Below are 15,463 nucleotides of genomic sequence, written 5' to 3'. Positions count from 1 at the left end.
GCCTTACTGGCCCCTGTTACGAGCGTAGCAGGGGCTTTTGCATTTGTTCAAGCTGGGGCGACAAGCGATTGAGCAGCACCCCTACCGGATCTTCTTTACGCAGGGCGTTGTTGAAGTCAGGGAAGGGGACGTCGATGTAGTTGCTCACACCGATCTGGCTCAACGCCTGTCTGACCGACGGGAGGTGATGCCACGGAATGGCGGGAAACAAGTGGTGCTCGGCGTGCAGGTTGAAGTGATAGCACAGCACAGCGGAAAGCCAGGTGGGCATGTAGCAAGAGCGACTGACGCTTTGTTGCTCATACAGTGGCAGCGGATCAGGGTGGTGGGCCGCTTCCAGTTTGTACAGGCCTGCATGGTGGGTCAGGTTGATGGTTTCATACCAAACGAATGAGGCCAGCAAAATGGGCAGGTAGATGCTGGCATAGGCCGCTAGCCCCCAGTACCCGATGGCCAGCGCGTGGGGCAAGGCTGCAGCCAGGCCAGAGGCGGCAACGATGGCAGCCTGTCGCGCTTGGCCTTGCTTCCAAAGTCGCAAGGGGTACAGCCACAGCACATTGACCGTGAAGGTGATGGCAGGCACGGGAAGGCGCAATATCCATATCAGCCTCAGTAGGGCCACAGTCGGGCGCGAGTGCTGCTGGCGTTGCTCGAACGTGATCAGTCCGGCAGCAGTGGGGTCACGATCTTTGATGCCCACCCAGCGATGGTGTTCGAAATGGATCTGTCGCCAAGCCAGCAACGGGGTCAGACAGGCCACGCTGCAAAGCCACCCGATCACATTGTTGAGGCCGCGTGTCTGAAACAGGCTGTAGTGGCCGCAATCGTGCATGAGTACGAAGAACCGGAAGATGGAACTGCCCAATAAGATCTGCACGACCACGTAGGGCCAGGACCATGGCTGTATTTGTGTCAGAAGCCAGATGCCGCCCAGAAAAATCAGCGATTCGAGAGCGACCGTGGCCAGGCCCCAGCCATCGTGGGCTTGAAGCAGACCGGCCTGGGCAAACTGTTTGCGCAAGTCTTTGTATTGCTGTGGGGTCATGGTCAGTGCAGCGCCATTTCGAAGCCAGGTTGCTGTGTGTGCAAGGTATGGCCATGCAGGCTGGAGCGTTCGTTGGTGAAGGCAATCAGCTCCATGGGGATGCGACGGATGCGAAAGCCTGTCAGGCCGTCTTCCAGTGGGCTACCTTGAGGCACCATCAGGCTCATGAAGTGAAAAGCTTGCCCATTCAATTGGTTGTAAATGGATCGCAGCAGGGCGTTGAGCCACTGTGGGTTGTCCTCCAGAACTTCCAGATGGGTCAGGTAGACGAAGTGAAAGCACTGTCCTTCGTCGGGTAGGCGCGGAATGCCGCGAAGGCGGGCTTCCAGGTTGTAGAGCGTGCGCAGCCAGCGCATGTTCCCTTGGTAGGCCAACACCCGCGACCGACGTAGCTCGGCTTCGGTATCCCATGGCGCGGCACAGGCCAGCACTTGACCATCGCCATCTTTGAGCAGGAAGAAGTCGTGAAGGCTCAGGCCTGGCCATCGCTCCAGTCGGCGTGTGAGCCAGGCCTCGTCAACCACTTCACCAAACAAGCGCTTACGCTGTTGGGCAGCCAGAAAGGCTATCAGCGCAGGGCGGTCGCTTTCCTGGGCGCGTTGCACCCTGGGGTCATTTGCTTTGCGGGAGCCCATGAACTGAATCGATGTCATGTTGTAGGCGGTCATGACTTGAGCCTGTGGTTGACCTTGTCGCTTGCCCCTTTGGTTCAGCAATGCATTTCGCCCGCGTACATTGCTGCTGAGCACGGCGCTGAACATCATGTCCATGCCTTTGTGGGTCTGCATGTAGGCCATGAACTGAGCAATCACGGTGGGGAAAATCGTTCCGCGTCGGTAGTCAGGCTCAATGCGCAGGTCGCAAGCGTAGCCAATGCGCCGCACCTGGCCCCGAACCCATGCCGCGCGGGTCAGGATTGATGCGCAGCCAAATGCGGGCCGATCCGGTTGGGTCAAGTCCTCCAGCATCACGGTGTAACCCTGGTCGCATTGCGCGCGTTGCAGCGCAAAGAAGTCGGGGTCACGCTCTTCCGCCAGGCACAGGTCTGCAGACATGTCTACTTCACGGAAGAGGGTGCACAGGCGCTGGTTGTCGGCCTCGGTGGCCAGTCGCATGCGCCAGCCGTTGCCTTGGTAAATGACCTCGCTTGAGGGGGAGAGCAGAGCGCTCATATCCAGAAGACCACTTCACGCGTCATGGGGCGAGGTGCGGGCACGGGCTTGCCGTCGGCATCGAGCCCGTTGGCTTGGGCATGTTCTCGCAGCGATTCGATGAAGACGTGCAGTGTGTCGGCCGGTGTGCTCTTGAAATCGGGCCCTTGCTCCTTGAAGCTGCGGCCCTGGTTGGCCATGATTTCCACATCTTGTTGGATGACCTGGCGTGTGTACCAAGGCAGAAAGGTGCGGAAGAGGGCGTTGGCCCAGCCAAACTTGTAGCTGATCAGGGTGAAGACCGTGGTTTCGTGGTCGTTGATCGGGGTGCAGGTGCTGGTGATGACAAAGCCGCGTTCGTCTTCGCCATAGATGTAGTCGACTCGTGTGTTGTTCGGCATGTAGAACTTGTCGGTGTGCTGCATCGGCAAGCCCTTGGGGTTGAGCACCTTTTCTGTGAACCCGATGGCGTCTTGGGCGTGATAAGTCACCAGCACACTGTTGGGGGTGCGTTCGACTGTGGAGTCGACCTTGAGCTTCTTGCGGTCTCGGAACCAGCCTTTGTGAACGAACACGGTGTGCGGCACATCCATGAAGTTTTCGACCAGCGAGGTCACGCCGTTGTCGAAGTGGGTTTTCATGTAATAGGTGTTCCAGCCACTCTCGTCGTAATGCGGCATGGGGAAGGGTTGACGCGCCGGGTCGGGCTCACCGCCCCCCATCCACACCCAGATCAAGCCATAAGCCTCTTGGGTCGGGAAATTTTCGACCTTGCGATTGGGGTAAGCCTTGCCGTTTTCGCCTTCGGAGGGCACGTTCACACAAACGCCCTGTTCGTCAAATGTCCAGCCGTGATACGGGCATTTAATGCCCTGATCGGTGATGTCACCAGGGCTAAGAAAGGTGTTGCGATGCAGGCAGCGGTCTCGCAGGGCCACAGCCTGGCCTTGTGCATTGCGCCACAGCACGATGCGCGTTTCCATGATCACGACGCTCAGTGGCTTTTTCGCGTTCACGTCTTTTGCCTGGGCTGCGGCGTACCAGTAGTTCTTCAGGTCGCCGCAACTTTCACGCATGGGCACAGCCTGGCTTTGTACCGATGGGGCACCTGCGCATGGACTGGCTGCAGACACGATGGTGATGACTTTGGGTTCGGTCGTCATGGGATCAGGCCTTGTATTTGTTGAGCTGGCGGCGCAGGCTCTTGCGCAGCAACTTGGCGATGTAGAACGCCCCCAATTTCAGGTTGATGGCGGCCAGGCAGCACAACTCATCGCCCTTTTCGTGGCCGGGGTTGCGTTGCGCGAAGAAGCGGATGTCGGGGTGCTTCAGGGCCGCAGCGTCAATCGGTGCCACGCCCTCCTTGAGCCGGCCGGCTGGGGTGGAGAACTGAAGCACGCCCAGCTCTGGCTTCCAGTCGGAGCCAAACTTCTCTTTGGCAAGCTGGTCGATCATGCCCATCACACGAGGCGGGGTGGGGCGGTCATACCGTGGCCAATGATCTGGGCAGCCCCGGCTGACCAATAGATAGGTCTTGTATCCCTTGGAAATCAGGAACCAGTAAATCGGCGTGATCGGGTTCTTGAGCATCAAGCCCATCAGGAATCGATAGAACCCACCTTGCAAAGCCGTCTGCCCCCAGTAGGCCTGGTTGATGATGGTGTCACCCGAGTACACCGCAATGTAGGGGCGGCCGTTGTGAGTGCGGCGAAGCACTTGAATGGTCGAAAAACCTTGAACGGTCTGGTCGCCACGATCAAACAGCACGATCACGAACTGCTTTTCACTGAGGTCGGCCAGGAAGCGATCACGGCTGATGTCCGCGTAGTAGCGCCGGAACACGGTCCACATCTGGGCAATGGTGTCGGGCTCCAGGTCGCCGACGGCCACCCGGCGCGCACCCAGCTTGCCGTTGGGGGCCGCCATGCGCCCGGTTTCGGGGAGCAGGCTATCTACGGACGCTGCCACTACCTTGCTTTGACCGGGTTTCAATCCTTGCACAGCCCAACTCCTGGCGCCCATTTCGCGCATGAAACAAACAAAGCGAACATCCGTGAATGCATCACGAATCGCATGTGTGCGTATTGCGAAAAAGACATTTCAGCAATTGGAACGGTCTCGAAACGCAACGGACCGGATGATGCACGCCCTTCTCGCTAGGCATCAACCCTTGAATGAGGGTAAATGCTGATTGATGGATGCTTTTTTATTTTCGTTTCAATACACTGCGAACCCATTCGAGTAAGCGATTCGCTTCTTTCGTATTGATTCGTTTTGGATTGTTTGAAGGGTGTCTCTCATGTCCGCATCGTCTGCCACGGTCAGCAACGACGACCTGCATCTGGTCGATAACCTGGAGTCGGCCCTGGCGGCTGCAGGGTCTGGCCAAAAGAGTCTGGATCGGCGCAAGGTGCCGGCCGAACTGCTGGGGCGAGCCAACAACAACCGGCTGGTCCTCTACACCCTGATCGATTGGCTGTGGATCGTGGCCTGCTGGGTGGCGATGAGTCATACCCCCTATTGGACTTACCCACTGTGGGTGGTGTTGATTGCCGGGCGCATCCACTCGTTCGGGGTCATCTTGCATGACGCGACCCATCAGTCGATTCGACAGAAAAGTTGGCAAATCCGGTTTGTTGAGATCTTCGCCGGCTACCCCATGGCTTCCACCCTCAATGCCATGCGCTACCACCACATCCGCCACCATCGCGACAGTGGCATGTCTACAGACCCCTATTTCAAGCCGACCGTCTCAGGGCGCCCGTTCATCTTCTTCCTGATCTGGTTGCGCCACATCTTGCTGATTCCTCTGTGGATGATTCGGGGGCCTTACGGTTTGCTGGCCTACGCCATCCCAGGCATGCGCAACAGCTATGCAAAAGTGTTTCTGCAAGACAAATCAGGCAAGGACCTGACGAACCTGCCGGAGCTGATTGACTGCTGCAAAGCCGAGTTGGGGCAGGTCATCGTGCATGCGGGCTTGTTCACCTTCACCTATTTCCAGCCAGAAACAGCCTGGTTCCACTATTTCTTGCCTGCTTTTGTTGCAGCCTTGTTTGCTGGGCATCGCGTATTGGTCGAGCACAACTATCAGCCTGTGGTTGATCGCAAGATGGAAACCATCATGAAGACGACGGTAGACCACAACCTGACCTGGTTGGGGCAACTGTTCTTCGCGCCGCGAAACATTGGCTTTCACATCGTCCACCACCTTCATCCTCAGGTGGCGTTGGAGAACTTGCCCAAACTGCGCCAGTGGTATCTGGACAACCACCCTGAGCTGTACCCGGCCAAACGGCAGGGGCAGGGCTGGTGAGTCGGGGGGCGGCGCATGAATCATGGTTCGACCTTGGCCTCGCGGCGTTTTGCTATCCCCGACCGCCTGAATCTTGCGGTGACCTCGCTGCAGTTGCTGGCGTCTGTCGCCTTGTTGTGGGGAGCCTCCTGGGCCTGGAACGCAAAGGCCTGGGTGTGTTTGGGTGGGGCTGTCCTGGCTTTCTCGTTTGTGATGCAAACGGGCTTTTCCTTGCTGCACGAAGCAGAGCACCGCAAGCTCCATTCCAACCGCAAGGTCAATGATCTGTTGGGCTTTTTCTGTGCGGCCATGTTTCCTGGCAGCTACCAACTGCTCACCGTAGCTCACCTCAATCACCACAAAGTCAATCGTTCGGATGCCGAGCTGGTGGATTACATCCGCCCGGGCGAATCGGCCTGGGTCAAGCATGTTCAGTTTTATGCCTTGATCACAGGCTTGATTTGGCTGAGTGCGCCGGTGGTTACCTTGGTCATTTGTCTGACCCCGACGAGCTTGCTGAGCCGGGCATTTGCCTCGGGGGGAAATACCTCGGTGGCGCGGTACCTTGCATTCATTCAGCGTGCGGGGGCAAGCAAGGTCCGTGTGGAGACCTTGTGTGTGCTGGTTCTGTGGGGTCTTGTGTGGTGGGCCCTGCAGTTGAACTGGCAAGCTGTGGCGTTCTGCTATGGCGCCTTCGCTTTTTCATGGTCTAGCCAGCAGTACATCTACCATGTGCGCACCCCGCGGCATCTGATTGAGGGTGCCTATGACCTCAAGTTGTGGGCACCGTTGCAGTGGCTTTACCTGAACTTCAACTATCACCTCAGCCATCATCGCCAGCCTAATGTGCCTTGGCTGTATATGCCATTGGTAGCCCAGAGTGCGCCGATGCAAGGGTATCTGTCGACTTATCTGTCCCTGTGGGCACCCCCTCAGCCAGTTGAGCAAGCCTGGCCCGTGACGCACCAAGTTCGCGGCCCTTTGCAAACTCGGGAGCACGCTGCGTGAGTGCTTTGCTTTGGGGCTTGCAGTCAGCCCATGTGTGGTCGCTGGGGGCAGCAGCAAAGGCCCAGAAGTCCGCCTTCCAGAATCCGGCTTTGGCTCAGCAATTGCGCTTCCAGCGGCTATTGCAAGATAACGCATCGTCTGCCTACGGTCGGCAGCATGGGTTCGATCGCATTCGTACCATGGCCGAGTATCAAAGCCGAGTTCCGGTGGTTGACTACGATGCGGTTCGCCCCTGGGTGGATCGGATTGCTCAAGGTGAACAAGGTGTCCTGACCGTCGCACCCGTGCGCATGCTCGAGCCATCGGGCGGGTCAACCTCGACCAACAAGTTCATCCCGTACACCGATGACTTGCTTGCTGATTTTTCTCGCGCGACCAACCCCTGGCTACACGACCTGTATACCCGGGTTCCGGGTCTGAAGGGCACTCAGAGCTATTGGTCCATTTCTTTGGCCAAGCAAGGTATGCGGCGAACCGAGGGAGGTGTCGCGATTGGCTTTGACGACGACACCGAGTACTTCAGTCCGTTGATGCGATGGGCTCTGAACCGCATGATGGCGGTGCCAAGCTCGGTTGCGCAAGCTGCCGACATGGACACGTGGCGCTGGCAGACGGCCATTCATTTGCTGGCCGCGGAGAATTTGGGGCTCATCTCCGTATGGAGTCCAACGTATCTGTCTCTGTTGATGGCCTATATCGCCACCCATTTCGATGTGCTGGTGGCTACTTTGCCGGCGGCCCGTGCAGCGAACATTCGGGAGCGAGTCGAAGGGCAGGGCCGCGTCACAGGGGAGGCCATTTGGCCGCGCCTGAAGCTGATCTCTTGCTGGACAGACAGCATCGCCGCGCAGTTCGTTCCTGAATTGAAGCGCTGGTTTCCCCATACGCCATTGCAAGGCAAGGGGTTGCTGGCCACGGAAGGGGTGGTCTCTACGCCATTGTTGCCTCAACACGATGCGGGATGCCCTCTGGCTGTCGGCAGTCATTTTCTAGAATTCATCGACCTTGACCACCCGGGCAAAACCCCCCGCTTCGCGCATGAATTGAGGCCAGGGGGGGTATACAGCCCCATCCTCAGTACAGGCGGCGGCTTGTATCGCTATCACCTCAAAGACGTGATCGAGTGTGTGGGGCTTGCAGAGGCCACCCCTCGAGTCCGTTTCGCCGGAAAGCTTGACCGCGTCAGCGACCTGTGTGGTGAAAAAATCCATGCTAACCAGGTGGAGGCCGGCTTGAATCTGGCGCGAGCCCAATTGGGGCTCGACTGGCGATTTGCCATGCTGGCCCCAGTGCACGGAGCATCACCCCACTACCGGTTGTACATGGATGCAGACCTGAATGCTGGGCAGTTGCGCCGCATTGGGCAAGTTCTGGAATCGCATTTGGCCACCGGACATCACTATGCAACGTGTCGCCGCTTGGGGCAGTTGGGGGCGCTACAAGTTCAGCCTGTGCGCCATGGCTGGCAGGTCTATCAGCGCACTTTGGTTGAGGCTGGGCAGCGGGCGGGAGACATCAAACCAACGGCATTGGATGCCCGTCATGATTGGGGGCAGGCATTTTTGCTAAATTCGGTCCCATGATTCTTCATGACACCGACGATTCCGGTCTGGGCCAGATTTTCAAGAACAACCAGGCTTGGGCCGCTCGCATGCGCGAACGCGACGCGGACTTTTTCAATCGCCTGGCTGAACAGCAGTCACCCCAGTATCTCTGGATCGGGTGTTCTGATAGCCGTGTGCCCGCCAATGAAATCATTGGCCTGGACCCTGGAGAGGTCTTTGTGCACCGAAACGTAGCCAACCTCGTGCTGCATACCGACATGAACTGCCTGTCGGTGATTCAGTTTGCGGTTGATGTGCTGAAGGTGCGCCACGTCATGGTGGTAGGGCACTATGGCTGTGGTGGCGTGCAAGCCGTGCTGGATCGCAAAGAACTCGGCCTGGTCGATGGCTGGCTGCGCCACGTGGAGGACCTGCGCTACATCCATGCCAAGCGCATCGATTCGCTGGCTGACCCGAGGCAGCGAGCCGACCGCCTGTGCGAAATCAATGTGATCGAGCAGGTGGTTCAAGTCAGTCGCTTGACCAGCGTTTTGCAGGCCTGGCGTCGTGGGCAAGCACTGTCAGTACACGGACTGATTTATGGTGTGCACGACGGCATTTTGCGCAATCTGGGCTCCACCATTTCCAGTGATGTGGACCGCCCCGCATGGCGCAAGGCGGCCTTGCAGGCCTTATGGGCTGGTGCCAGCCGCCGGGGTAGACGCTGACGAGGAGGTCGCGGTAGCTGGTGCCGTGTCGATGCGATGCCAAAGCTGAGTGCGCCCAAACATGGGTGAGCCCTTGTAGCCACGCACCTCGAGGGTTTTGCCATCGTCCACGAGTCGAATGCGAACCTTGTAGATCTTGCCGTTCTTCGGGTCAAGGATGTCGCCGCCGTCCCAGGTTAGCGGGGCGTCGTCTTTCAACTTGACGTTGCTGAAGATCACCATGCCCAAGATGGGTTGGTCTTTGCGCTCATCGTCGCAGTGGTTGCATATGGCGTCCGCCTTGGCTGGATCGAGGATTTTCTCGATGGCCCCCATCAACGATCCTTCCTTTTCGCTGACCCGAACATGCGAGGTTGGTTCGCCGGTTTTGTCGTCGTAGGTCAGCCAGGAGCCCGCGGGCGTGGTTTGCGCCCACAAGACGGATGAGAGAGTCAGCCCAGAGAGGGCCAGCGCAAAGCGAGTCAGCACCATGGGAGCGTGGGTCTTGAGTGGATCTGAGAAGTCAAGATAGCACGCAGGTGGGAGATCGATGCTGTGAATAGGTCAAGTGAGGCTGGGTCACGACAGGTATGGTAGTTGACATAATATACATCGTGGCAAGTATGATTGGGCGCGGGGGCAGGCCAGACAGCCGTCGCAAGTCCCGTAGTCCCTCTATGCTTGCGCTCATCCGACAATGTGTGCCAGGAGAAAGACGACCTGTGAGCAATACACCAGCCCAATTGCCGATCTTGTATTCATTTCGTCGCTGTCCATATGCCATGCGCGCACGCATGGCGCTGGCCTATGCCGGTGTCTAACTACGGCTGCGTGAGGTCGTGCTGCGTGCCAAGCCACCCCAGTTGCTCGAAGCTTCGCCCAAAGGCACCGTGCCCGTGTTGGTCTTGCCGGATGGTCGTGTCATTGACCAAAGCTTGGACATCATGCGCTGGGCTTGCGATCAGGCCGATCCAGATGCCTGGCTTCGTCCAGCCCAAACCGAGGCTGGGCAGCGTTGGCTGAACTTGAACGATGGCCCGTTCAAGCAATACCTGGACCGCTACAAGTATCCTGAGCGTCATCCACAATCAACAGCTGAGCAGTACCGCGATCAAGGCGCGCAGACGCTGTTGCGGCCCATGGAGTTGCAGCTAAAAGAAACGGGCTACTTGATGGGGCCTACCGCATCATTGGTCGATGTGGCTTTGATGCCGTTCGTGCGGCAGTTCGCTCAGGTCGACGCTGCATGGTTTGCGTCAGCGCCACTTCCGCGCGTCCAAGCTTGGCTGGATGAATGGCTGGCATCGCCGCTATTCCAGCGCATCATGCAAAAGTATGAGCCGTGGGCGCCAGACCACGCAGATACCCTTTTCTGATGTGCTCTCGCGCTATGCTGGCGCACGCGATCGCCCTATTCCCCACCCACTCCTATCACAGCCGAGTTCACACATGCAATTGGTCAAACCCATGGTTCTACGCAGTCTGGCGCTGGCAGGGCTGACCCTGCTGGGACAATCTGCCTGGGCCGGAAAGACACTGGACACGATCAAACAGCGCGGCGCCATTCAATGTGGGGTCAGCGCGGGGGTGGCTGGTTTTTCCGCACCTGACAGCAAGGGCCGCTGGTCCGGGCTCGATGTGGATGTGTGCCGCGCCGTGGCCGCAGCCGTGCTGGGAGACCCGGACAAGGTGAAGTTCGTGCCGCTGAATGCACAGCAGCGCTTCGCCTCCTTGCAATCAGGTCAGGTCGATTTGTTGTCTCGCAATACTTCGTGGACCTTGACCCGCGATGCTTCCTTGGGTTTCCACTTTGCCGCCATCACTTACTACGATGGACAAGGTTTTCTGGTTCCCAAGAAATTCAAGGTGACCTCGGCCAAGCAACTCAAAGGCGCTCAGGTCTGTGTGCAGGCCGGCACCACCACCGAAAAGAACCTGGCCGATTTTTCTCGGGCAAACAATCTCGGTATCAAGCCGGTGGTGTTCGACACCTTTGAGGCCGCGTTCAAAGCGCTGTTTTCCGGCCGTTGCCAGGCCTACACCACCGATGCATCCGGGCTGGCCAGTGTTCGCAACAAGGAAGCCTCCAACCCTGACGACTATCTGATCCTGCCTGAGTTGATTTCCAAAGAGCCGCTTGGACCATTGGTGCGCCGCGGCGACGACGAGTGGTTTGCCATCGTCAAGTGGACGGTGTTTGCGCTGCAGGAAGCCGAGGAGCTGGGCCTGACGCAAGCCAATGTGGACCAAGGCGCCAGAAGCACCGACCCAGCCGTACTGCGATTTGTGGGGGCCAGTGAAGACACCGGCAAGCTGTTGGGGTTGGACAAAGCCTGGGCACAACGCGCGGTCAAAGCCGTGGGCAACTACGGCGAGGTGTTCGAGCGCAATGTGGGCGCCAAGTCTCTGCTCAAACTGCCCCGAGGCTTGAACAAGCTGTGGAATCAGGGCGGACTGGTGTATGCCCCTCCCATTCGCTGACTTTCTCTGGCAACCGGCCGGGTTCGATATTGGTGAAACCGGGCTGGTTCTGTTTGACTCGTCGCAACCCTTGTGGCGTGCGCTTTGGGTGGGCTTAGGCAACACCCTGCGCGTGTCATTGCCTGCGCTCGTGGTGGCCACGGTGTTGGGAGCCGCTGTGGCCTTGGCCAGGCGATCAGGCTCGGTTGCATGGCAGCGAGCCGCACTGATCTATACCGATGCCATTCGCAATGTGCCGTTGTTGGTGCAACTGCTGCTGTGGTATTTCCTGCTGGTTGAATGGTTGCCAGACACCACGTCTGCGTGGCGTTTGTTGCCCGGCGTGTGGCTGAGCAAAGGCGGGCTGGCCTTCCCTTGGTGGGATAGTGCAACCGGCGAATGGGCCCTGCCCGTTCAGGAAGCCTTCAACGTGAGCGGCGGTGCCGCTGTCACGCCAGAATACTTGGCCGTGGCCGTGGCCTTGAGCCTGTATACCTCGGCCTTTCTGGCTGAGGTCATTCGCGGGGGCTTGGAGTCCGTTGGGGCCAGCCTGGCTGAAGTTGCACAAACCCTGGGCGCGACCAAGTGGCAAACCATTCGCCTGGTTGTGGTGCCGCAAGCCTTGCGCACCATCATTCCCGCCGCCACGAATCAGTATCTGAACTTGATCAAGAACTCCTCGCTTGCTGTGGCGGTGGGGTATCCGGATCTCGTCTCCGTATCCAATACAGCGGCCAATCAAACCGGGCGCGCACTGGAATGTGTGCTGGTGATGATGGCGGTCTATCTCACCCTCTCCTTGCTGACGTCCGCGTTGATGAATTGGTTCAATGCGCGCCAGGCAGACAGGGGGGCGCCATGAAGCGGGCCCGGTCATCGGCCCTGTGGGGCATTGTGTCCAAGCCCGCTTCGTTGCTGATGGGCTTGTTAAGCGCATGGGTCTTGTATCGATTCCTCGATTGGGCGGTATTCCAGGCGGTGTTCAGGCCTGATGCGTCGGCATGCCAGGCTGTCGGGCACGCCGGGGCCTGCTGGGGTGTCGTGGTCGAGAAAGCTCGGCCGATTCTGTTGGGGCTGGATCCGACAGACCATCTGGGTGGTTTGCCTCTGACTTTGCTGCTGGCAGTGGGGGCTTGGATTGTCTCGTGGCCATTGGCCTTGGCCTTGGCGCATGGGCGCCGCTCGCATCGTGTCTGGCTGGCGGGCATGTGCCGAACCTGGATCGAATGTGTGCGTGGTGTGCCTCTGATCGCCCTGCTCTTTCTGGCAGCCTATCTGTTGCCCGCTGTGTTGCCACCAGAATGGCAAATGCCTTTAGCCTGGCGGGCGGGCATCGCACTGAGCTTGTTCTCGGCGGCGTATCTGGCTGAGATCATCCGATCAGGCCTGCAGTCGGTTCCGGCTGAGCAGATTGAGGCGGCAGAGGTGCTGGGGCTGGGTTTCTGGGGCACACAATGGCGTGTGGTGTGGCCACAAGCCTTGCGCGCAGTGTTGCCCGCCTTGGTCAGTCATGCGATTGGCTTGCTCAAGGATACGTCCCTGGTCATGGTCATCGGCTTGCACGAGCTGACCGGTGGTTTGTCTCTCGGCCTGGGTGGCGACCCTGTCTGGCGCCCCTTCTATCTGGAGGCTTACCTGTTTGTGGCGGCTGTGTATGCCAGCTTGTGCCTGGGCTTGGCCTGGGTGGGGCGGCGCCTGGAGGCGCGCTGGCAGCGAGGGTAAAGCTGGAATAAAAAAAGCCCACCTTGCGGTGGGCATCAAAAGCACGCTTTGTCGCAAACTGCTGCGTCAACTCATTCAGAGTCAGACACGTCATCGAGGTCCTGATCAGCGGCTTCGCCGTTGACCAGAGGAATCAGGGGCTTGTCCAGCGGACGGCACACACGGCTTTGCAGGCGGTTCAGGCGCTCCGAGCGCTCCATGGCTTCCAGGACACCCTTGGGGTCCATCATCAGAGCAAACGGGTTAGCGTAAAGACCTTGGTTCTGCATATTGCCTCCGGTGTGAAAAAGTTACGTCGTGATGGGTTCACTGTAGGCTTCACAGGCCGGGGCGAATAGTCGCCGCACAACCAAACTGCCTGTCAGAAATTGTCTGACAGGGTGTTGTTTTTGAGTGTGCTTAGCCAATCATGCGGCGGCGGGAACTGAGAACAATTGCTCGAAGTTGCGGCTGGTTGCCCGGCCTATTTCCTCGGGGGAAACCCTTTTGATCTCGGCCAGTTGCTTGGCCACAAAGGGCACGTAGGCCGGGCTGTTGGTCTTCCCGCGGTATGGGGCGGGAGCCAGGTAGGGGCTGTCGGTTTCGATCAGGCATCGATCGAGCGGAACGAAGGCGGCGACCTCGCGCAAGTCGGCTGCGTTCTTGAAGGTGAGAATGCCTGAGAACGAGATCAGAAAGCCCAGATCCAATGCGGCTTTGGCTACGGCCTGGGTTTCGGTGAAGCAGTGAAACACGCCTCGCGCTTTGCCCTGCCCGGCTTCCTTGAGTATGGCGATGGTGTCTTCGCTGGACGAGCGAGTGTGAATCACCATGGGCAGATTGGTCTCAAGCGCAGCCTGAATGTGCACGCGAAAGCGGTTGCGCTGCCATTCCATGTCAGCTACTGAGCGGCCTTCCAGGCGGTAGTAGTCCAAACCGGTCTCGCCAATGCCGACCACTTTGGGGAGCTTGGCGCGGTCCAGCAGGTCTTGCAGGGTGGGTTCCTGAATGCCCTCGTTGTCGGGGTGCACGCCCACCGTAGCCCAGAAGTTGTCGTACTGGGTGGCCAAGGCGTGAACCTGAGGGAATTCTTCCAGTGTGGTGCTGATGCACAGGGCGCGGTCTACCTGTGCCTGTGCCATCTCGGCACGGACCTGATCAAGTTGATCGGCGTATTGGGGGAAATTGAGATGGCAGTGCGAATCGACAAACATGAGGACAAAACCGCGGTTGGACGTGAGCGAACCGCGAATCTTGCCTCAAAGTGTTTGAGTTGGCTTGTGTGAGGAAATCGCGGTGCCCAGGATTTCTTCGATTTTCAAGCGCAACAGGCGGGTTTTCTCGTCCGCCGGGAAGCGAACGCCAACACCTTGAGTGCGGCCGCCAGAGGCATTGGCCGGAGTAATCCAGGCGATCTTGCCCTGAACCGGGTAGCGCTGGTTGTCTTCTGGCAAAGACAGGAGCAAATAGATGTCGTCCCCCAGCAGGTAGTCACGTGTGGTGGGAACGAACAGGCCGCCATCTGTCAATGCTGGCATGTATGCCGCATACAGCGCACCCTTTTCTCGGAAAACGAGCTGAATGACGCTGGGACGTGCAGCGGCCGCCGCTGACGTGGCACCCATGCCTCCCATGGAGGCCGACGTTCTGCCTGGGCCAGTAGGCGCAAAGGCAGAAGGCATTGCAGTGGTTTGAAATTCGCTCATCGTGGGAAAAGTGTAACCCCAACCCCTATGAAACAGGCGTGAAATTCCCCCGCTATTCAGGTGGCCTTACCGTTTGAAACACCCGACACGTTTTGCCATTGTTTCATCCATTTCAGGGGGGCGCCCGCATCAGTGGGGGCGCTGATCCCCAACGATTCCCGTTTGAGCAGTAACATGTCATAAACAAACGACAAACTGGCGTCGATCAAGTTATCGGCGCCAAAACAATAAATACGTGGCATGGAACTGGGACGGGAAAAGGAACGCTTGACCAGCACAACACGATCTGACATTGCTTTGAATACACAAACCCGACCTGCGTATGCAAACCAGGCCGGGCGGGAGTGCTCATGAGCAAGAAAGAATTGTTGGCGCGTGTATTGCAGCAATCCGGTGTCGGAGGGCTCCTTCGCCATTGGGGATGCTGGAATGGCCTGCTGGTGCTCAATTACCACCGCGTGGGGGACTGGGTGTCCTCGCCCTGGGATAAAGACTTGTTCAGCGCATCGGCAGAAGCCTTTGATGCTCAGATGCGATTTTTCAAATCTGAGTTTGATGTCATTGGATCGACAGATTTACCTGACATTCAAAATCGGCGGGGACGCTACGTCCAGGTGACCTTTGACGATGGTTATCGCGATAACCACGACATCGCTTTCCCGATATTGAAATCGCATGGCTTGCCTGCCACCTTCTTTGTTTGCACGGGTTTTCTAGATCAAGGTGGCGTGCCCTGGTGGGATGAGTTGGCGTGGATGATTCGGCGTGCCCCCGAGGATGTGCTGCCGGCTTTCCGCGGGTTCCCTGCCATGTCGCTCAAGCATGCAGGTCGATTGAAGGCCATCC

Annotated in this window: 16 protein-coding genes and 1 pseudogene; 9 read left to right on the top strand and 8 right to left on the bottom strand. The window is 58.4% G+C overall.

From position 1 onward, the window contains the following. Window positions 1-16: 16 nt before the first annotated feature. The 4 genes from VFW72_RS12060 to VFW72_RS12045 are packed head-to-tail and all read right to left on the bottom strand — an operon-like array spanning window position 17 to window position 4,197. Window positions 17-1,045 carry a fatty acid desaturase family protein gene (locus tag VFW72_RS12060; protein WP_329674546.1) on the bottom strand — a complete coding sequence of 343 codons (1,029 nt, stop codon included), beginning with the start codon at window positions 1,043-1,045 and terminating at the stop codon, window positions 17-19. Window positions 1,046-1,047: 2 nt separating this feature from the next. Then, entirely contained in the window at window positions 1,048-2,217 is a 1,170-nt protein-coding gene (locus VFW72_RS12055) for a hypothetical protein (RefSeq protein WP_329674545.1), read from the bottom strand. Further along, a complete protein-coding gene (locus VFW72_RS12050) occupies window positions 2,214-3,359 on the bottom strand; it encodes an aromatic ring-hydroxylating dioxygenase subunit alpha (protein ID WP_329674544.1) in 1,146 nt (381 codons plus the stop codon). Before VFW72_RS12050 ends, VFW72_RS12055 begins: the two co-directional genes overlap by 4 nt. 4 nt (window positions 3,360-3,363) lie before the next feature. After that, entirely contained in the window at window positions 3,364-4,197 is an 834-nt protein-coding gene (locus tag VFW72_RS12045; RefSeq protein ID WP_329674543.1) for a hypothetical protein, read from the bottom strand. Between the two features lie 298 nt (window positions 4,198-4,495). Between VFW72_RS12045 and VFW72_RS12040 the strand changes: the two genes are divergently transcribed. The 4 genes from VFW72_RS12040 to can are packed head-to-tail and all read left to right on the top strand — an operon-like array spanning window position 4,496 to window position 8,771. Next, complete coding sequence (locus VFW72_RS12040) at window positions 4,496-5,512, top strand: fatty acid desaturase family protein (RefSeq protein WP_329674542.1); 1,017 nt, start codon at window positions 4,496-4,498, stop codon at window positions 5,510-5,512. A gap of 15 nt (window positions 5,513-5,527) precedes the next feature. Next, window positions 5,528-6,499 carry a fatty acid desaturase family protein gene (locus tag VFW72_RS12035; RefSeq protein ID WP_329674541.1) on the top strand — a complete coding sequence of 324 codons (972 nt, stop codon included), beginning with the start codon at window positions 5,528-5,530 and terminating at the stop codon, window positions 6,497-6,499. Further along, the gene (locus VFW72_RS12030; RefSeq protein ID WP_329674540.1) at window positions 6,496-8,082 is read left to right on the top strand and encodes a GH3 auxin-responsive promoter family protein; all 1,587 of its coding nucleotides are present in this window, start codon (window positions 6,496-6,498) and stop codon (window positions 8,080-8,082) included. Before VFW72_RS12035 ends, VFW72_RS12030 begins: the two co-directional genes overlap by 4 nt. Then, complete coding sequence (gene can / locus VFW72_RS12025; RefSeq protein WP_329674539.1) at window positions 8,079-8,771, top strand: carbonate dehydratase; 693 nt, start codon at window positions 8,079-8,081, stop codon at window positions 8,769-8,771. Before VFW72_RS12030 ends, can begins: the two co-directional genes overlap by 4 nt. Here the strand turns inward: can and VFW72_RS12020 are convergent. Further along, window positions 8,736-9,242: a DUF2147 domain-containing protein gene (locus VFW72_RS12020; protein WP_329674538.1), complete on the bottom strand. Its 507-nt coding sequence runs from the start codon at window positions 9,240-9,242 to the stop codon at window positions 8,736-8,738. The genes can and VFW72_RS12020 overlap by 36 nt on opposite strands. 290 nt (window positions 9,243-9,532) lie before the next feature. Between VFW72_RS12020 and VFW72_RS12015 the strand changes: the two are divergent. The 4 genes and pseudogenes from VFW72_RS12015 to VFW72_RS12000 all read left to right on the top strand — a co-directional run bounded on the left by VFW72_RS12015 (window position 9,533) and on the right by VFW72_RS12000 (window position 12,932). Beyond that, window positions 9,533-10,126: pseudogene (locus VFW72_RS12015) on the top strand (glutathione S-transferase). Between the two features lie 91 nt (window positions 10,127-10,217). Beyond that, on the top strand, window positions 10,218-11,231 hold the full coding sequence (locus VFW72_RS12010) for an amino acid ABC transporter substrate-binding protein (RefSeq protein WP_329674720.1): 1,014 nt from the start codon (window positions 10,218-10,220) through the stop codon (window positions 11,229-11,231). Next, a complete protein-coding gene (locus VFW72_RS12005) occupies window positions 11,212-12,072 on the top strand; it encodes an ABC transporter permease subunit (protein ID WP_329674536.1) in 861 nt (286 codons plus the stop codon). Before VFW72_RS12010 ends, VFW72_RS12005 begins: the two co-directional genes overlap by 20 nt. Continuing rightward, the gene (locus VFW72_RS12000; RefSeq protein WP_329674535.1) at window positions 12,069-12,932 is read left to right on the top strand and encodes an amino acid ABC transporter permease; all 864 of its coding nucleotides are present in this window, start codon (window positions 12,069-12,071) and stop codon (window positions 12,930-12,932) included. The genes VFW72_RS12005 and VFW72_RS12000 overlap by 4 nt, the downstream gene beginning before the upstream one ends. Before the next feature lie 71 nt (window positions 12,933-13,003). Here the strand turns inward: VFW72_RS12000 and VFW72_RS11995 are convergent, their stop codons facing one another. The 3 genes from VFW72_RS11995 to VFW72_RS11985 form a co-directional block, all read right to left on the bottom strand. After that, on the bottom strand, window positions 13,004-13,201 hold the full coding sequence (locus tag VFW72_RS11995; protein WP_329674534.1) for a hypothetical protein: 198 nt from the start codon (window positions 13,199-13,201) through the stop codon (window positions 13,004-13,006). Window positions 13,202-13,339: 138 nt separating this feature from the next. After that, window positions 13,340-14,125 carry a TatD family hydrolase gene (locus VFW72_RS11990; protein WP_329674533.1) on the bottom strand — a complete coding sequence of 262 codons (786 nt, stop codon included), beginning with the start codon at window positions 14,123-14,125 and terminating at the stop codon, window positions 13,340-13,342. 45 nt (window positions 14,126-14,170) lie between these two features. Continuing rightward, window positions 14,171-14,536, bottom strand: coding sequence for a PilZ domain-containing protein (locus tag VFW72_RS11985; protein WP_329674532.1), 366 nt, complete (start codon window positions 14,534-14,536; stop codon window positions 14,171-14,173). A gap of 431 nt (window positions 14,537-14,967) precedes the next feature. On the opposite strand from VFW72_RS11985, the gene VFW72_RS11980 reads away from it, so the two are divergent. Next, on the top strand, window positions 14,968-15,463 hold a 496-nt coding region (locus tag VFW72_RS11980; protein WP_329674531.1), incomplete at its 3' end, for a polysaccharide deacetylase family protein.

The organism is Aquabacterium sp. (assembly GCF_036273115.1).
In the GTDB taxonomy this organism is placed as follows: domain Bacteria; phylum Pseudomonadota; class Gammaproteobacteria; order Burkholderiales; family Burkholderiaceae_C; genus Aquabacterium.
This window is presented reverse-complemented; position numbering and strand designations above follow the sequence as displayed.